The sequence below is a fragment of the Herbaspirillum sp. SJZ107 genome (genome assembly GCF_006715485.1).
In the GTDB taxonomy this organism is placed as follows: domain Bacteria; phylum Pseudomonadota; class Gammaproteobacteria; order Burkholderiales; family Burkholderiaceae_D; genus Telluria.
The window spans coordinates 1,126,504-1,144,488 of sequence record NZ_VFNH01000002.1; the positions used below are offsets into that span (position 1 = coordinate 1,126,504).

Genomic DNA, 17,985 nt, shown 5'->3' on the forward strand with positions numbered 1-17,985 from the left:
TTCTGTAATGCAATTGTCATATTCGGGTCATGCTCGTGTCAGGGGCAGAACTCTAGACTAGCCTCATCCAACCTAGAGGAGAAAAATGATGAACCGCCCAACCCGTACCCTGATCCTCCCACTGCTCGCCAGTGTCCTGCTCGCTACCGGTTGCGCCACCGCCTCCGACGTGGCACCGACCAAGCATGCACGTGCCGATTACGGCGTACCCGCCCAGCATGCACACCGCACCATCGTCGTCCATGAGCGTACCCGCCACATCAACGTCACCAGTGGCGAGACCGTACAGTTCGACGTGAACGGCCAGCGCTTCGCCTTCGCGTTCAACAACTGGCCGAACAAGGACGTGGTCGACCTGTCCGTGATCGCCCCGGAAGGCGTGACCGCCCCGAAAGTGCGCGTCTACATCGCGCCGAATCCCCTGACCCAGGGCTGATGGCCCGCAAGGGTTTGTAGCAAATAGCGGCAGGTCCGGTGACGGGCTTGTCGCTATGTATGTTTCCGCACCGAACAAATTCATGCCCGGTCATATGCTCAAGCCGTACATTACGCTTGTCTGCAAAACCATGACCTCGCCTACCTCTGCCACTCCCCAATCCAAACGGCGCCGGAAAGCGCTTCTCTCCGTCGCCGCATGGAAGCAATTCGTCGACGTGGCCAAACCCTACTGGCTGGGCGAAGAAAAAAAGAAGGCCTGGTGGCTGCTGTTCCTGTTGATCGGCCTGATGCTGGTCGAAACCAAGCTGGCCGTCATGCTGAACGACCAGGCCGGCGAAATGACGTCGGCGCTGGCCGCCAAGAACGGCAACCGCTTCTGGACGGCGGTGCGCGCCTGCCTGTTCACGCTGGCGTTCGCGGTACCGGTCTACGCCTTCTATTACTACATGCGCGACCTGTTCGCCAACCACTGGCGGCGCTGGCTCACCGGCCGCTTCCTCGACGGCTACCTGAAAGGGCGCAAATACTACGCGCTCGACGCCGACAAGGACATCGACAATCCCGACCAGCGTATCAGCGAAGACATCAACACCTTCACCGGGCGCTCGATTCACTTTCTCCTGATTTTCATCGGCTCGATCATGCAGCTGGTGGCCTTCAGTGCCGTGCTGTGGTCGATCTCGCACACGCTCGTAGGCGTGCTGGCATTGTACGCGTCGATCGGCACGGTGGTCGCCCTGTACGTGTTCGGCAATCCACTGATCCACTTGAACTTCTGGCAGCTGCGGCGCGAAGCGGACTTCCGCTTCAGCCTGATCCGCCTGCGCGAAAACGCCGAATCGATCGCCTTCTACCGCGGCGAAGAACAGGAACGGACGCGCATCAATCTCAAGCTCGACAAGGCCATCCACAACTTCGCCAAGCTGATCAAGAAGCAGCGCAACCTGAACATGTTCCAGCGCACCTTCAGCCAGCTCACGCTGGTGCTGCCGGGCGTGATCCTGGCCGGCGGCGTGCTGTCGGGCGAGCTGGAAGTCGGGCGCGCGATCCAGGCCGCCGGCGCCTTCACCGCGGTGCTGGGCGCCGTCGGCGTCATCGTCGACAATTTCGAAAGCCTGAGCCGCTTCATTGCCGGCATCGACCGCCTGCATGGCCTGTCGCGGCTGGTGCTGGACGATGCTGCGCCTGGCACGGCTGCCAGCGGCGCTGCTGCCGGCGCTGTTGTTGCCGGTGCTGTTGCTGCCGTCGATAGCCATCCGAGCATCGAACGGCGTCCCGGCAAGCACCTGGCGCTGCAGTCGCTGACCCTGCATCCGCCCCAGTCCGACCGGGTGCTGATCAAGGAACTGAACCTGAGCCTGAAGCCGGGCGACGCGCTGCTCATCACCGGCGACAGCGGCTGCGGCAAGAGCTCGCTGCTGCGGGCGATCGCGGGCTTGTGGCAGACCGGCAGCGGCACGATCCAGCATCCGCCGCAGGAAGACTTTTTCTTCCTGCCGCAGCAGCCCTACCTGCAGGGCGGCACGCTGCGCAGCCAGCTGATCTACCCCAGCACGCACTCATCCCTGAGCGACACCGAGCTGCTGGCCATCCTGGAACAGGTGCACCTGCCGCGCCTGGCCGAACGCGTCGGCGGCCTGGATGCCGTGCGCGACTGGGACAAGCTGCTGTCGGTCGGCGAGCAGCAGCGCCTGGCCTTCGGCCGCGTGCTGGTGCATGCGCCGAAGATCGTCATCCTGGACGAAGCCACCAGTGCGCTCGACGGTGCCAACGAAGCGGCGCTGTACGGGCGCCTGCGCGAGAGCGGCACCACGCTGATCAGCATTGCGCACCGGCCGGCGGTGCTGCGCCACCATACCCATGTGTTGCACCTGATGGGGGAAGGGCAGTGGGAGTTGCTGGATGCGACGGCTTACCGGTTCGATGGGGCAAGCGTGCCGCCAATGCGGCAGGCGACGGAAGTGGCGACTTCCGACAAATACGCTGTCGGGAGTCTGGCTGGCCTTGTGCCTCATTGACCGAGGCTTTTACTGCCGCCACCGCCGTCTTCGAATACTGCGAAGACGGCGCTTCCTTCCTCGATGAAGACGTCGGCACTTCATCGGCGCAGGTCCGCTCATGATTTCTGTGGACAGTTCAGTGAAGCTTCCCTTGCTCCCGGATTTTTTTCACGATCATATCCAGATTGTGCTGTGCTCCAGCGTGCCCTTGTTTTGCTGCCTGCGACAGGTATTCGGACGCGATCCCGTAGTCTTGCGCCACGCCTTGTCCTTTTATGTACATCAGAGCCAGATTTGCCTGCGCATCGGCATATCCTTGCGCCGCTGCTTTCTTGTACCAGGACAGGGATTTCTGGTCGTCTCGCGATGGGCCGGGTTCACCGTAGAGCACGCCAAGGTTGTACTGGCATAGAACATTCCCTTTTTCAGCAAGCACGCGAAACCAAGTCATGGCTTTTGACATATCCTGCGGCATACCCCGGCCTTTCAGGTGCATCTGACCAAGGTTGTAGCTTGCCCCATCATGTCCTTGTCGAGCCGCCTCTGTTGTCCAGAATGCAGCCTGTTGATCGTCCTGCGGTACGCCCGTGCCGTCCAGGTATAGCAGCGCAAGATTGTGCTGCGCATCCATCAGGCCTTGTTCTGCCGCTCTCCTGGTCCATTCCGCTGCTTGAATGTCATTTCTAGGGAGGCCTCGGCCTTCCAGATACCGCACCCCGAGATGATTCTGGGCTTCCGGCATGCCTTGCTCGGCCGCTTGTAACAGCCACCGGACGGCCTCCGCATCGTTTTTTGCCGTACCGTGTCCCGACTCATGCATCAATCCAAGATCATATTGAGCATTAGCAAGGCCCTGGTGCGCAGCCTTCGTGATCCACGAGATGGCGGTTTCGTCGTTTTTTTCTACCCCAAAACCTTCACGGTACATCAGGCCCAGGTTGTATTGGGGAATGGATAGTCCTTGTTCAGCAGCCTGCTTATACCAATGCGCCGCTTCCGTCAGATTCTGCGCTACGCCATTGCCAAGGTGGAATCGGGTTCCCAGCTCGTTCTGAGCATATGGGTCACCTGCTGTTGCAGCCGCTAGAAGTCGTTGAAGTTCCATGTTTTGCTGATCCCGTTATTTCTATAAGTCGGATTCCGACTGGTGGGTTTCTATTTCACGTGTGGCAGATGTTCCATTGCCATATAGAAATAATGCCTTCGTTAAACATTTAGCGGAAGAGATTGTGAAGTCAGTATGGCATCTCCCGCCACGCGCTACGCGAGGTAGCGTATGGCGCTACCTCGGTACTGACTTGAGGCGTCTGGCCGCAAATAAAGCGGCTTCTACCTGTGCCGTGTCGGCATTGGATGAGCCCGTGGTTTGTCATGGCGTCGTCATGCACGCGGTTTACATTGGCGACGTTCCAAAGCCATAGCGGCATGACAACGGTTATGCAACAGATCTTGTTGCATTAGAGAAATCACCAACGCCCGGACAAACCTCATGACCTCACGACGCAGTTTTCTGCGCGGCACTGCCCACGCAGGCATCGCCGCCGCCACCTACGCAGCCTTCCCGCCGGCGATCCAGCGCGCGCTCGCGATCCCAGCCAATAACGCGACGGGCACCATCCGCGACGTCGAGCACGTCGTGATCCTGATGCAGGAAAACCGCGCCTTCGACCATTATTTCGGCACGCTGGCCGGCGTGCGCGGCTTCGGCGACCGCTTCCCGATCCCGCTGCCGGAAGGCCGCACCGTGTGGCAGCAGCGCCTGGGCAACGGCACCGTGGTGATGCCGTTCCACCTGGACGGCAGCGTCGGCAACGCGCAGCGCGCCAACGGCACGCCGCACGACTGGAACGACAGCCAGCTGGCCTGGGACAACGGCCGCATGGACCAGTGGCCGCGCTACAAGAACCCGATCTCGATGGGCTACTTCAACGAGAACGAAATCCCGTTCCAGTTCGCGCTGGCCAATGCGTTCACGCTGTGCGACGCCTACCACTGCGCGATGCATACCGGTACCGACGCCAACCGCTCGTTCTTCATCACCGGCACCAACGGCGCGGTGCCGACCGGCACCGCCTTCGTCACCAACGAGTGGGACGCGATCGACGGGGTGCAGAGCGGCGTCAACACCGGCTACACCTGGACCACCTATGCCGAGCGCCTCGAAAAGGCCGGCGTGAGCTGGATCAGCTACCAGAACATGCCCGACGAGTGGGGCGACAACATGCTGGGCGCGTTCCGCCAATTCAGGAAAGCCAACATCGCCTCCGGCTACCCGGTCTCCAGCGGCGGCGCCCCCGGCCAGCCCTACACCAGCACCGGCCAGGCCTTGCCCTACCACGCCTACGACGCGGCAACCGACAACGTCAACAACCCGCTGTACAAAGGCATCGCCAACACCCTGCCGGGCACCCGCCCCGAACAGTACCTGGACGCCTTCAAGCGCGACATCCGCGAAGGCAAGCTGCCGCAGGTATCGTGGATGAACGCGCCGTCGATCTATTGCGAGCACCCCGGCCCGTCCAGCCCGGTGCAGGGCGCCTGGTTCATCCAGGAAGTGCTGGACGCGCTGACGGCCAACCCCGAGGTGTGGAGCAAGACCGTGCTGATCGTCACCTACGACGAGAACGACGGCTACTTCGACCACGTGCCGTCGCCGTCCGCACCGTCGCCGGACGGCAAGGGCGGCTACGCCGGCAAGACCACGCTGGCGCCGGCAGACATGGGTCCCGAGTACTACACCCACGGCAAGCCGGCCGGCAGCACCAAGCAGCCGGCTGCGGACGGCCGCGTCTACGGTCCCGGTCCGCGCGTGCCGATGTTCGTGATCTCGCCCTGGAGCCGCGGCGGCTGGGTCAACTCGCAGGTATTCGACCACACCTCGGTGCTGCGCTTCCTGGAAGCGCGCTTCGGGGTCAAGGAACCGAACATCGGCCCGTTTCGCCGGGCAGTCTGCGGCGACCTGACCAGCGCCTTCAACTTCGCCACGCCCAACAGCGAGACCCTGCCGACGCTAGCGGGCCGCAAGGACCGAAGCCAGGCCGACGCCCTGCGCGCCGCCCAGCAGCGCCTGCCGCAGATCGCGCCGCCGGCGTCGCCGCAGATGCCGCTGCAGGCCGCAGGCACGCGGCCCTCGCGCGCGCTGCCGTATGAACTGGCGACCACCTGCGAAGTGCTGCCCGGCGCCACCATGGCGTCGGCGCGCGTGGCACTCACCTTCATCAACACCGGCCGCCAGGCCGCCGTGTTCCACGTGTACGACCGCAAGGACCTGGCGGCTGTACCGCGCCGCTATACGGTCGAGGCGGGCAAATCGCTGGCGGACAGCTGGACCCCGGGCGTCAGCGGCGGGCCGTACGATCTGTGGGTACTAGGACCGAACGGCTACTTCCGCCACTTCACGGGCAGTGCGCTGCGCGCCGTCGCGGCAGGCCAGCCGCGCCCCGACGTGCAGGTGCGCTGCGACGCCGCCACCGGCGAGCTGGTGCTGCGCCTGGTGAATACCGGGGCGGCGCCGTGCACCTTCAGCCTGGCCGCGAACGCCTATGCGCAGCTGCGCCAGCTGCACACGCTGGCGGCGCGTACCGAACTCACGGTGCGCATCCCGGTGGCGGCCAACGGCTACTGGTACGACTTCAGCGCCACCGTCTCGGGCCAGACCGATTACCTGCGGCGCTTCGCAGGCCGCGTCGAAACCGGGCGCCATACGGTCAGCGACCCGGCCCTGGGCCGCGCCTGACGCCAGCCATGCACGGCCGCCGGCATGGCGCCGGCTGCCGTCACCTTGCCATCACTTGAACAGGAATCTTATGCATCCCATCATCCGCAGCGTCGCCCTAAGCGCCGCCATCGCGCTGTGCGCGCCCCTGGCTTCGGCCACCGTGCTGAATTTCGACGACATCGCCGGTCCCGACGACATCGCTGCCGTCCCCGCCAACTACGGTGGCCTGGACTGGTCGGGTTCCGGCCTGTCGGTCATCACCAGCGAGCAATGGCCGTTCACGGCCCATTCCGGCCAGGGCAGGGTGACCACCGACTGGATCGACGGCGGTCCGGTCGCCAGCACCATCCGCTTCCTGGCGCCGACCGTCTTCGACGGCGCCTGGTTTGCCGGCTACAGCGACAGCAGCGTGCGCTTCGACCTGTATGCGAACGGCCAGCTGGTCGCCAGCTCGGCGTCGCTGCAGTTGGCGGAGACGCCGGCCTTCCTGGACGCCGGCTGGGACGGTCTTGTCGACACGGTGGTCGTGGCCAGCGACTTCCAGGCGACCTACGTGATGGATGACCTGAGCTTCGACAGCGCCGCCGCGGTGCCGGAACCGGGTTCGCTGGCGCTGCTGCTGGCAGGGCTGGGGCTGGGCGGGGCCGTGCGGCGAGCACGCAAATCATGAACGCGGTCCTGCATGGCATGACCCCAGGCTGTCGCATTGAAAGGTGACAGCCTTGTCGAATTACCTATTGTGTTCAGGGCGTGACGACCCATCTAGGGGCAGGGAAAAACCCCAGCCATGGAGGAGAACGCATGAAACGCATCTTTGCATTGTGGCGTGTGGTGGCCGGCCAGGACCTGCGCCTGCTGTGGTTCGCCATCCGCCATGAACAACGTCCGGTGTGGCTGCTGCCAGGGCTGGCGGTGCTGGGACTGTTTGCCGTCGAGCCTTTGAATTTCACCTTGCCGGTACTCGGCGCGGTCGACGAACTCATGATCGTGCCGCTGGTGCTGCACAGCATGGCAAAAATGCTGCCCGCGCACGTGCTCGACGGTTTTGCCCATGCTTATGCAGGACGCCGCCGCGCTTGAGCAGGATCGCGTAACGCCCGCTCAAGAGCGGGCGCGAGAAAGCCGCTGACTCAGCGGCTGTTCGATCCGGCACCGCTGTTGCCGGTGCCGGCGTTATTGCCCATCGAGTTGTCGGCGCCGCCGCCGTTGCTGCCGTTGGTGCGGTCCGTGGCGTTGGCGATATCCGCCCGGGTGCCGCTGGCCGTCGATCCCATCGACGAGCTGCCGGTACTGCCGGAATTCATGTCGGTCGAGCTGCAGGCTGCCAGGCCCATCGCTATCAGACCGGCAATCAGTACGCTTTGATAAGTTTTCATGATTGCTCCTCTCATTGATATGTACAGCAATCATGGACGCGCTCGGCACCGCTCAAAATAGGATGAGTGCAAGTCGCTGTGTAGGACGTACCGTACGTTCATCCAACGATGAGCGGGCCATCCGTTATCGGCCCGTTTCCCCATATGCGCTGAACACCTGCTCCATGAAATCCACGACTGCCCTGACACGCGCGCTGGTACGCAAGCCGCCGTGCATCGATAGCCAGATTTCCTGATCCAGCTCGGGAATATGGGGCATCACGGCGACCAGATTCTGCGCGTCGTTGGCAAGAAAGGTCGCCAGCACACCCAGGCCGGCGCCATGGGTCACGCCATCGAGGATACCGAGCCCGTAACTGCACTTCATCCATGGCGCCGGTGCGCCGGGCAGTGCGCGCAGCCAGCGGTCGGACTGGAACTCCGCGCGCGGCTCGTCGAAACCCACGAAGGGCACGCTCGCCCATTCCCGGTTGGCCAGCGCAGCGGCATGGCGCGTCGCCACATCCCTGCTGCAGTACAGCCCGAAGGACAAGGTGCCGATGCGGCGCGTGACGAGGTCGAGCTGTTCGGGGCGGTAAGGCCGGATCGCGATATCGGCTTCCCGGCGCGTCAAACTGTAGGGCCGGTGGGAGGTGATGATTTCCACCTCGACGTTCGGATAGGCGTCATGGAAGCGCGCAAACCGGGTCGTCAGGAAATAGGACAGCCACTCATCGGTATTGATCCGCACCAGGCCCGATGCCGCATGCGCATCCTGGCGATCGCGCGTGCGCTCGACGTCCAGCGCGATCTCGCCCATCTGGCCGGCCAAGGCAATGACATCGGTACCGAACGCCGTCGGAATGCAACCGCCCTGGAAGCGCTCGACGAGCTTGTGTCCGACCGCTTCCTCGAGGTCGTCAAGCCGGCGCGAGAGCGTGGCTGGACTCAGGCCCGCCTTCTTGGCCGCTCCGCGCAAGGTACCTTCCTGCGCGATGAGCGCCAGCAGCCGCAAGTCATCCCAGTTCAGATGTTTCATATTTGAAGCATGATGTCTCGATTTTTCCTGTATGCATACATTTATCGAGTATGCGATGATGCTTCCGTAACGTCAATCGCGCATCCGGGCAAAGGCCGTACCGATAAGTCCGCGAGCGCTGTCAAGAAAGAAAATCTACATGCGTACATTCCGAGATCGCGTCCGCCACGCACTCCTGTTCGAAGCGGTGGCGCTGGCCATCTTCATCCCCGGATCGGCAGCGGTCTTCGACCAGCCGGTGCAGCACATGGGCGTGATCGGCATCGCGTCGGCGACGGTCGCCACGGTCTGGAACTTCGTGTTCAACGCGGGGTTCGACCGCGCCATGCTGCGCTTGCGCGGCAGCGTCCACAAGACGATGGCGATCCGGGTGGCCCATACCTTCCTGTTCGAGGCGGGACTGGTCGCCATGCTGATCCCGATGATTGCCTGGTACCTGGGCATCGGCCTGTGGGCGGCGCTGTTGATGGATATTGCGATCGTGATTTTCTATCTCGTGTACGGATTCCTGTTCAACATCGCGTACGATCGCGTGTTTCCCGTCGTTGCGACGGCGGCGTATGGAACTGGGCGGGCATAGCGAGCTTGAACGGGCAGTAAAGCCGCTGATCAACCGATCACTTCAAGCTCGACATCTTCAGGCGCGAATGCGTGAAGCCATATGGTTACTCCGTCCTTTCCGCTGCACTCGAGCTCGTAGCCAGGAGGATTGCTATACACCTCGACTACTGCCGCGACATCGCCAATGGCTGGCGCGCGAACGTTCATATCGCCGGGCTGGAAATCGATGGGCTTGCGCAGTCCTTTGATAGTGACCACGTCGTAGATTTTGACGGACGACATCAAATTTCCGGTCACGGAGCGCCTCCATGGATGCCCGCTTCTGGCCGCGTTCATCCGTCCAGTGCCCAGAGATTCTCTGACCTTTCTACTCAGCCACCGGCAAGCGCCCATCCGCCACCTCGAAATGCGCCACCGTCTCCGGCCGCGTCAACAAATACTGGTCATCCATCGGAAAATAGCGCGCCCGGTCGATCGGCTCGCCGGCGAACGCCGCAATGGCCTCCAGCGACGTCCAGTAGCTGTGGGTCACGATCTCGCTGCGCGTGGCATCCAGGTGCCGTGTCGCGATCGCCGCCCCCAGGTTGCCGGGGGTGGCGGCGTAATGGGCCAGTCCCGTCTCGCGGACATAGGCGACATACGCGTCGAGCTTGTCGCGGCGGACCTCGGCCCGCCATTCGCGCAAGATCATGATCGTCTCCGGTTGTCAGGCTGTTACCAGCATAAGCCACTCTGCCGGTAACAGCCAGGTCAAACCGGCCCGATCAAACGATCAGAACTTGTGCGACAGGCGCGCGAAGTAGGCCGCGCCGTTCAGGCCGAACTGCAGGCTCTCGTACTTGAAGCCGTTGTCGGTCTCGTCCGCGTTCTGCGTGGTCGGATGCACGTTGAAGATATTCGTGCCGCCGACGGTCAGCTTGGTCTTGTCGGTGAACGACCAGGTAAAGGCCAGGTCGGCCGAGGTCTTCGCTTCGTAGTGCTGGTTCGGTACCGGCGGACCCGAGAAGGTGCCCAGGGTCTGCGGACCGTAGTGGACGATGCGGAAGTCGGTTTCCAGCTTGCCCAGGACGTAGTCGAAGTCCAGCGTGGCCTTGCGGCGCGGGCCGCCCTGTTCGATGAACAGGCGCTCGCGCTCGGACAGCAGCACGTCTTCGTAGCCCGCCAGCGCCGCCGGGGCATGCACGTCCTTGACTTCGGTCTTGCTGAAGTTCATGGCCAGGAAGGTGGTCAGGCGGCCGCCGCCCAGGGCGGTGCGGTGCGAGGCGGTCAGGTCCAGGCCGCGCGTGCGGGTGTCGATCGAGTTGACGAAGAACTGGGCCTGGCCGACGCCCAGCGATTGCAGCACGCTGCCCAGCGCCGGGTAGTTGTCGGCGTCGAAGCGGCCGGTCAGCACGATGCGGCCGTCGATGTCGATGTCGTACAGGTCGGCGGTCACCGAGATCGACGGGGTCGGGGTCCAGGTCGCGCCCAGCGTGTAGCTCTTCGATTTTTCTTCGCGGAGCTTGGGGATGCCGGCAGCGTTGGCGACCGCGCCGCCGTTCGGCGCCAGCACCACGTCCATCGGCACGCCGCCGATGAAGTCGGTGAAGGTCGACGAGAAGTAGACCTGCTGCAGCGACGGCGCGCGGAAGCCGGTGCTGGCGGAAGCGCGCAGCAGCACGTCGTTGGTGGCCTTGAACGAGCCGGCCAGCTTGCCGGTGGTGGTCGAGCCGAAGTCGGAGTAGCGCTCGTGGCGCACGGCGGCCTGCAGCTTGGTGCGCTCGGTCAGGTCGGCTTCGAAGTCGAGGTAGGCGGCGCTGCTGTGGCGGTTGCGGTCGGTGGCGTCGCCCGGCTGGAAGCCCGGGAAGCCCTGGCTGCCGCCGGCGCCGCCGGCACCCACGCCGTCGGCATCGATGTAGGAAGCCGGCTCGCCGGCGAAGATCTTGTAGTTCTCGGCGCGGTATTCGAAGCCGAAGGCCGCGTTCAGGCCGCCCAGCACGTCGGGGTAGAAGCGGCTGAAATCGGCGTTGGTGGTCAGCTGGCGGAACGAGAAGCCCCCGGCGTCGAATTGCGAGGGGCTGATGCCCTGGCCGCCGTTCAGCAGGTCTTGGTTGGCGATCGAGGCGTTGAGCGTATGCGCGATGGTATAGCGCATGCGGTTGTAGCCGTAGGTCTGCGAGAAGTCGCCGGCCCATTCGCCGAAGCGGGCGCGGTAGCCGAGCGTGGCGTAGCGGTCGTCGACGTCGCCGTTGATGAAGGGGACGAAGCCTTCCGGGTACATCGCGGCCGAGTTGCGGGTCGGGATGTCGTCCGTGCCGAGGCCGCCGCGCGCGAAGGCGGCCGAGGAGGCGTCGCGGGTCTGGGCGCCGGCGGTCAGGTAGAGCTTGCCGGGACCGACCGGGAATTCGCCGTTCACGTACAGGGTCTCGTTCCGGCTCTTGGTGTCGCCGATGATGCGCGGGCTGTCCGGCTCGGCGCGGTTGGAGCGGCCGCGGTCGTAGTATTCGCCGGTGATGCCCAGCACGCCGCCGCCCACGGCCACGCCGCAGTAGGCCGAGGCCAGCCAGTTCTTGCCGTCGTGCTGCGAGTATTCGCCGAAGCCGACCACCGATTCGCAGCCCAGGCTCTTTTTCAGTTCGACGTTGATCACGCCGGCGATCGCGTCCGAGCCGTACTGGGCGGCGGCGCCGTCGCGCAGCACCTGCACGTCCTTGATCGCCAGCAGGGGCAGGGCGTTCATGTCGGTGCCGGTGTTGCCGCGGTTGCGCGCGCCGAACAGGTTGACCAGGGCGGTGGTGTGGCGGCGCTTGCCGTTGACCAGCACCAGGGTCTGGTCCGAGCCGAGGCCGCGCAGGGCCGCCGAGTCGACCAGGTCGGCACCGTCGGCGCCGGTCTGGCGCGTCGAGTTGAACGAGGGCGAGATGTTGGCCAGCGATTGCGCCAAGTCGAACTGGCCGCCTTGCTCGGCCACCTTGGTCATCGGGATGTAGTCGACCGGGACCGGGGTGTCGGTGGACGAGGTGTTGCCGACGCGGCGCGAGCCGACGACGCTGACGCTTTGCATGGTGCTGTCGGCAGCGGGGGCGGTCTGCGCGAAGGCCGCCGGGGCGGCAGTGACGGCGGCGCTACCGTAGGCGGCCAGCAGGACAGCTTGGCGTATCAATTTCAGTTTCAAGGTGATCAGCTCCAGGGAAAATTGAATCCTAATCAATTAACCCGTGAGCAACAAACCGAACGTCTCATAACTGCAACAAATCACTCCTGATGAAATTCCTCGGCCGTGGCAAACAGGTCCCACACGGCGATGAACAGCGCCGCGATCATCGGGCCGATCACGAACCCGTTCAGCCCGAACAGTTCCATGCCGCCCAGCGTCGAGATCAGCACCAGGTAGTCCGGCATCCTGATGTCCTTGCCGACCAAAATCGGGCGCAGCACGTTGTCGACCAGGCCGATCGCCACCACGCCCCACACGATCAGCGCCACGCCCTGCCAGATCGAGCCCGACACCAGCAGGTAGATGGCCACCGGCGCCCACACGATGGCGGCGCCGACCGCCGGCAGCAGCGACAGGAAGGCCATCACCACCGCCCACAGCAGCGGTGCCTGGATACCCAGGAACCAGAACGCCAGCCCGCCCAGCGCGCCCTGGACCAGGGCGACCAGCACGTTGCCCTTGACGGTGGCGCGCACGACGGTCGTGAAATTGTTGAACAGGCGCTGCTTGTACTTGCGGCTCAGCGGTACCGTGGCGCGGATCTTCGCGGCCAGCCCCTTGCCGTCGCGCAGCAGGAAGAACAGCAGGTACAGCATGACGGTCAGGCCGACCAGGAAATCGAAGGTGTTGCGGCCGGCGTTGATGACCTGGCGGGCTGCGGTCTGGCTGATCTGGGAGGCGGCGTTCTGCAGTTTTTGCTGCAGCGTCGAGAGCGAGGTAAGGTCGAAGCGTTCCAGCAGGCTGATCACCCAGTCCGGCAGGACGCCCATGATTTGCCGGAAGTAGGCGCCGACATCGATGTGGCCGGAACTGATCATGCTGTACACGCCGGCCGCCTGCTGCATCAGCGAGCCCGTGATCAGCGCCACCGGGATCAGCACCATCACCACGATCGACAGCAGCGTGAGCAGGGCTGCCGCCGTGGGTTTTTGCTTGGTCTTGCCGAGCAGCCAGCGGTACAGCGGCTCGAACAGGATGGCGAACACCACGCCCCAGAACACGGCGCCGGAATAGGGGAACAGGATCCAGAAGAAGCCGATCGTGATCAGGCTCAGCAGGAGCAAGAAAAACTTTTGCTGCAGGGTGAATTGGTTCATAAATGCCAATAATGTAATTTGAGTAATTTGTTCACGCTCATCATAGTGCATCTGCCTGGCCGGGGCGCGTTCACGTTGACATCCGGAACACAGGTGCTATAGTGGCCGCCAATAATTTGGCAACGTTTCCAATTTCTGTATCGGGCGCTGCCATCCATAACAATCTACAGGAGACACGATGTCGATTCCGACCCCGAGCGGGCGCCGGCCCGCGCTCGCACTGCTGCTCGGTGCACTGTCCGTACTAGCGCCCGTCATGGTGCATGCGGCGGCCACGGCGGCACCAGCAGGCGCAGTGCAGGCCTGGATCACCACCGGCGACCAAGCCAAGCTGCTGTCGCGCGAACCCGATGCGCAGTTCGGCGCGGCGGCGCCCGCCGGCGCCCAGGGCGCCGTGATCGAGATCGATCCCGCCACCCGTTACCAGCAGATCGCCGGTTTCGGCGCCGCCATCACCGACGCCTCCGCCTACCTGATCGAAAAGCGCATGACGCCGACGCAGCGCGGCGCCCTGATGCAGGAACTGTTCGGGCGCTCTACCGGCAACGCGAAGCGGCCGGACGGCATCGGCCTGTCGTTCACCCGGCTGACCATCGGCGCCTCGGATTTCTCGCGCAGCCACTACAGCTTCGACGACATGCCGCCGGGGCAGAGCGATCCGCAACTCGCCCGTTTTTCGCTCGACCCGCAGCGCGACACCGTGCTGCCGACGGTGAAGGCGGCCCTGAAGATCAACCCGCAACTGAAGGTGATGGCCTCGCCCTGGAGTGCGCCGGGCTGGATGAAGAGCGGCGGCAGCCTGGTGCAGGGCACGCTGAAACCGGAAGCCTACGATGCCTTTGCGCGCTACCTGAACCGCTACGTCGATGCGATGAAGCATGAAGGCGTGCCGATTTCCGCGCTGACGCTGCAGAACGAGCCGCACTTCGAACCGGACAGCTATCCCGGCATGCGGGTCGACCCGGCCAAGCGCGCCGCCTTCATCGGCGGCCATCTCGGTCCGCTGCTGGCGCGCGCCAATCCCGGCACCGCCATCTTCGACTGGGACCACAACTGGGACGAGCCGGAATCCCCGGCCATCGTGCTGTCCGATGCGCGCGCCGCCAGATACGTCAGCGGCATCGCCTGGCATTGCTACGGCGGCGACGTGCGCGCGATGGGGCGGCTGCACGCGCTGTTCCCGGCCAAGGATGCCTGGTTCACCGAATGCTCGGGCGGGCGCTGGTCGCCGGACTGGGCCAGGAACCTGCAGTACTTCACCAAGACCCTGGTGATCGACACCACCCGCGGCTGGGCGCGCGGGGTACTGTTCTGGAACCTGGCGCTGGACCAGGACGACGGCCCGCACCTGGGCGGCTGCAAGGATTGCCGCGGCGTGGTGACCATCGATGCGCGCACCGGCGCGGTCACGCGCAACGTCGAGTATTACGCGCTCGCGCACGCCAGCCGCTTCGTGCTGCCGGGGGCCTACCGGATCGCGTCCAGCGAAGGGGAAAGGGTGCTGCCGAACGTCGCTTTCCGCAACCCGGACGGTTCCATTGCGCTGCTGGTGGCGAATGGCGGCGCGGCGCCGCGGCAGGTGGCGGTGCGCGTTGCAGGAGGCGGCTTCGCCTACACGCTGCCGGCCGGGAGCGTGGCCAGCTTTACCTGGCAGGGCGTGGCGCAGCCCTGAGGGCAGCGTTGGCGGCGACACCGGGTGGGCTGGATCGACGCACGGTGTTGCGCACACGCACAACGCGTCTTGACATCGAATTAACGGCAATACAATAATGTGCCGCAATTTGGCAACGTTTCCAATTTCATTGCGTCCCGATTTGGCAACGTTTCCAACCCTTATAAAAAATACTGGAGACATGACATGGCCTATCAAGGCAACAAGCGCCACCCGCTTTCCGTGACCCCGATCGCCGCCGCCTGCGCCATGCTGCTGTGGAGCACGACAGCGCTGGCGCAGGAAGACACCCTGGACACCGCGTCCAAGGTGGTGGTTACCGGCATCCGCGGCAGTATCGAAAGCTCGATCGCGATCAAGAAGGACTCGGATTCCATCGTCGAAGCGATCACCGCCGAAGACATCGGCAAGCTGCCCGATTCCTCGATCGCCGAATCGATCGCGCGCCTGCCGGGCCTGACCGCGCAGCGCGTGGCCGGGCGCGCCCAGGTGATCTCGCTGCGCGGCCTGGCGCCGGACTTCGGCGTCACCCTGCTGAACGGCCGCGAGCAGACCAGCACCAGCAACGACCGCAGCGCCGAATTCGACCAGTACCCGTCCGAACTGCTGGGCGGCGTCACCGTGTACAAGACGCCGGATGCGGCGATGACCGCGGCCGGCCTGTCCGGCACCATCGACCTGCGCGCCGTACGCCCGCTGGACCGGCGCGAACGCACGATCGCGTTCAACGTGCGCGGCGAGCATAACGGCAACGGCAGCATCAATTCGGGCTGGTCGGCCAACGGCGGCCGCGCCTCGATCTCCTACATCGACCAGTTCATGAACCGCACCCTGGGCCTGGCGATCGGCTATGCCCACCTGGATTCGCCGGGCCAGCAGAAGGAATACAAGTCCTGGTGGTGGGGCCAGAACAACAAGCTGCCGCCGGGGAACGAGGACGTCACCGCGCTGAAGGGCGCCGAAGTCACGGCGACCTCGCGCAAGCAGGTGCGCGACGGCCTGATGGCGGTGATCGACTACAAGCCGAACCGCGACCTCCGCTCCGTGCTCGACCTGTACTACTCGCAGTTCGACCAGAAGGAAATCATGCGCGGCATGATGTGGAATTCGGCCGATACCGTCACCTACACCAACCCGCAGATCTCGACTATCGGCGGCACACGCCTGCTTACAGGCGGTAATATCGTCAACCTGGAACCGATCGTCCGCAACGACTACAACACGCGCAAGGACAAGCTGTTCGCCGCCGGCTGGAACACCAGCCTGCGCCTGGCGAACAAGTGGAGCGCCGACGGCGACCTGTCGTATTCGTCGGCCAAGCGCCGCGAGACCACTTCCGAGACCTACGCCGGCCTCGGCCGCTCCGGTTCGGGCGCCGCCGACAACAACTTCGGCTTCCGGATCCCGACCGGCGCCGGCCTGCCGACCTTTACGCCCTCGGTCGATTTCACCAACCCGGGCATCATCAAGCTGGCCGACGTCGGCGGCTGGGGCCACGACGCCACCATGCACCACCCGATCGTCGAGGACAAGCTGAGCGCGGCCAAGGTGAACGTGAAGCGCGAGCTGGACGGGTTCTTCCGCGACTTCCAGGCCGGCCTGAGCTACTCCCGGCGCGAGAAGTCGCACGAGGACGTGTCGCAGCGCTACGCCCTGAAGAACAACCGCGCGCTGACCACGGTGGACGGCGACATCATCCAGCCGACCACCTCGCTGGCCTGGGCCGGCATCCCGGGCGTGCTGAGCTTCGACCCGCGCGCGGCCCTCGACCGCTACTACGACAAGATGCCGGTCGATACCGACGTCGCCCAGCAGGACTGGGGCGTCATCGAGAAACAGACGCTCGGCTATGCGCGCCTCGGCATCGACACCCAGCTCGGCCGGGTGCCGGTGCGCGGCAACGCCGGCGTGCAGTACGTGCACGTCGACCAGCAGGCGCGCGGCAAGGCCGTCAACGGCGGCGTGATCACCGACCTGACCGGCGGCACCTCGTACAACGACCTGCTCCCGAGCCTGAACCTGAACTTCGACCTCGGCGAGTACGTCGGCGACACCTACCTGCGCTTCGGCGCCGCCAAGACCGTGGCGCGGCCGCGCATGTCGGACATGCGCGCCGGCATCGGCGCCGGCGTCGATGCCACCACCCGCATGTGGAACGGCGGCGGCGGCAACCCGAACCTGGAGCCGTGGCGCGCCAACTCGTACGACCTGTCGCTCGAGCATTACCTGGGCAAGGGCAGCTACGTGTCGGCCGCCTACTTCTTCAAGGACCTGAAGAGCTATATCTACAACCAGCAGCGCGAGTTCGACTACACCGGCTTCCCCAACCCGAGCACCGTGGTCCCGATCCAGAACATCGGCACCATCAACCAGCCGGCCAACGGCCAGGGCGGCTTCGTGCGCGGCATCGAGCTCACCGCCTCGCTGCAGTTCGGGATGTTCGCGCAGCGACTGGACGGCTTCGGCGTGCAGGCCAGCGCCTCCGGCACCGAGAGTTCGATCCATCCGAACGGACCGGGCACCTCGGAAAAGCTGCCGGGCCTGTCCGGCGTGGTCGCCAACCTGACCGTGTTCTATGAAAAGAACGGCTTCTCGGCCCGCGTCAGCGAGCGCTATCGCTCGAAATACCGCGGCGAAGTCACCGGCCTGTTCGCCCAGCGCGCCTTCAGCGAAATCCTGGCGGAGAAGCAGATCGACCTGCAGATCGGCTACGAATTCCAGGAGGGACCGTACAAGAACCTGTCGATCATGGTGCAGGCGAATAACCTGAACAACGCGCCTTACCAGACCATCCAGGGCAGCCCGTTCTCGAGCGGCGCCTATGCCCCGGAACGCTACACGACCTATGGCCGCCAGGTGCTGGTCGGCCTGAACTACAAGCTGTAAGCTGGGTATTCGAACAAGGAGAC

Annotated in this window: 15 protein-coding genes; 8 read left to right on the plus strand and 7 right to left on the minus strand. The window is 64.5% G+C overall.

Annotated elements, in window-relative coordinates; translation table 11 throughout:
• The first annotated feature begins 85 nt into the window (after positions 1 to 85).
• Both FBX97_RS14705 and FBX97_RS14710 read left to right on the plus strand, forming a co-directional pair.
• Positions 86 to 436 (plus strand): CzcE family metal-binding protein, encoded by a 351-nt coding sequence (locus tag FBX97_RS14705; RefSeq protein WP_141832807.1) that lies wholly within the window; start codon positions 86 to 88, stop codon positions 434 to 436.
• Positions 437 to 653: 217 nt separating this feature from the next.
• Positions 654 to 2,456, plus strand: a complete 1,803-nt coding sequence (locus FBX97_RS14710; protein ID WP_255517470.1) for an ABC transporter ATP-binding protein/permease — start codon at positions 654 to 656, stop codon at positions 2,454 to 2,456.
• A 118-nt stretch (positions 2,457 to 2,574) separates the two neighbouring features.
• Here the strand turns inward: FBX97_RS14710 and FBX97_RS14715 are convergent, their stop codons facing one another.
• Positions 2,575 to 3,543, minus strand: a complete 969-nt coding sequence (locus tag FBX97_RS14715; RefSeq protein ID WP_141832811.1) for a tetratricopeptide repeat protein — start codon at positions 3,541 to 3,543, stop codon at positions 2,575 to 2,577.
• A gap of 384 nt (positions 3,544 to 3,927) precedes the next feature.
• On the opposite strand from FBX97_RS14715, the gene FBX97_RS14720 reads away from it, so the two are divergent.
• The 3 genes from FBX97_RS14720 (at position 3,928) to FBX97_RS14730 (ending at position 7,236) form a co-directional block, all read left to right on the plus strand.
• Entirely contained in the window at positions 3,928 to 6,174 is a 2,247-nt protein-coding gene (locus FBX97_RS14720; protein WP_141832814.1) for a phosphocholine-specific phospholipase C, read from the plus strand.
• A gap of 70 nt (positions 6,175 to 6,244) precedes the next feature.
• A complete protein-coding gene (locus tag FBX97_RS14725; RefSeq protein ID WP_141832816.1) occupies positions 6,245 to 6,826 on the plus strand; it encodes a PEP-CTERM sorting domain-containing protein in 582 nt (193 codons plus the stop codon).
• Positions 6,827 to 6,957: 131 nt separating this feature from the next.
• Positions 6,958 to 7,236 (plus strand): hypothetical protein, encoded by a 279-nt coding sequence (locus FBX97_RS14730; RefSeq protein WP_141832818.1) that lies wholly within the window; start codon positions 6,958 to 6,960, stop codon positions 7,234 to 7,236.
• 50 nt (positions 7,237 to 7,286) lie between these two features.
• On the opposite strand, the gene FBX97_RS14735 is transcribed toward FBX97_RS14730, so the two are convergent.
• Entirely contained in the window at positions 7,287 to 7,532 is a 246-nt protein-coding gene (locus FBX97_RS14735; protein WP_141832820.1) for a hypothetical protein, read from the minus strand.
• A gap of 124 nt (positions 7,533 to 7,656) precedes the next feature.
• Positions 7,657 to 8,550 carry a LysR family transcriptional regulator gene (locus tag FBX97_RS14740; protein ID WP_141832822.1) on the minus strand — a complete coding sequence of 298 codons (894 nt, stop codon included), beginning with the start codon at positions 8,548 to 8,550 and terminating at the stop codon, positions 7,657 to 7,659.
• Between the two features lie 139 nt (positions 8,551 to 8,689).
• Between FBX97_RS14740 and FBX97_RS14745 the strand changes: the two genes are divergently transcribed.
• Complete coding sequence (locus FBX97_RS14745) at positions 8,690 to 9,130, plus strand: PACE efflux transporter (RefSeq protein ID WP_141832824.1); 441 nt, start codon at positions 8,690 to 8,692, stop codon at positions 9,128 to 9,130.
• A gap of 29 nt (positions 9,131 to 9,159) precedes the next feature.
• Here FBX97_RS14745 and FBX97_RS14750 read toward each other — a convergent pair whose 3' ends face one another.
• The 4 genes from FBX97_RS14750 to FBX97_RS14765 form a co-directional block, all read right to left on the minus strand.
• Positions 9,160 to 9,393: a hypothetical protein gene (locus FBX97_RS14750; RefSeq protein ID WP_141832826.1), complete on the minus strand. Its 234-nt coding sequence runs from the start codon at positions 9,391 to 9,393 to the stop codon at positions 9,160 to 9,162.
• A gap of 85 nt (positions 9,394 to 9,478) precedes the next feature.
• Complete coding sequence (locus FBX97_RS14755; protein ID WP_141832828.1) at positions 9,479 to 9,802, minus strand: hypothetical protein; 324 nt, start codon at positions 9,800 to 9,802, stop codon at positions 9,479 to 9,481.
• An 81-nt stretch (positions 9,803 to 9,883) separates the two neighbouring features.
• Positions 9,884 to 12,265, minus strand: coding sequence for a TonB-dependent siderophore receptor (locus FBX97_RS14760; protein WP_255517471.1), 2,382 nt, complete (start codon positions 12,263 to 12,265; stop codon positions 9,884 to 9,886).
• A gap of 80 nt (positions 12,266 to 12,345) precedes the next feature.
• Positions 12,346 to 13,404 carry an AI-2E family transporter gene (locus FBX97_RS14765; protein WP_141832830.1) on the minus strand — a complete coding sequence of 353 codons (1,059 nt, stop codon included), beginning with the start codon at positions 13,402 to 13,404 and terminating at the stop codon, positions 12,346 to 12,348.
• A 178-nt stretch (positions 13,405 to 13,582) separates the two neighbouring features.
• Here FBX97_RS14765 and FBX97_RS14770 point away from each other — a divergent pair, with 178 nt between their 5' ends.
• Together FBX97_RS14770 and FBX97_RS14775 are read left to right on the plus strand one after the other, a co-directional pair.
• Positions 13,583 to 15,076: a glycoside hydrolase family 30 beta sandwich domain-containing protein gene (locus tag FBX97_RS14770; RefSeq protein ID WP_141832833.1), complete on the plus strand. Its 1,494-nt coding sequence runs from the start codon at positions 13,583 to 13,585 to the stop codon at positions 15,074 to 15,076.
• Positions 15,077 to 15,262: 186 nt separating this feature from the next.
• Positions 15,263 to 17,962: a TonB-dependent receptor gene (locus tag FBX97_RS14775; protein ID WP_141832835.1), complete on the plus strand. Its 2,700-nt coding sequence runs from the start codon at positions 15,263 to 15,265 to the stop codon at positions 17,960 to 17,962.
• The last annotated feature ends 23 nt before the right edge of the window (positions 17,963 to 17,985 follow it).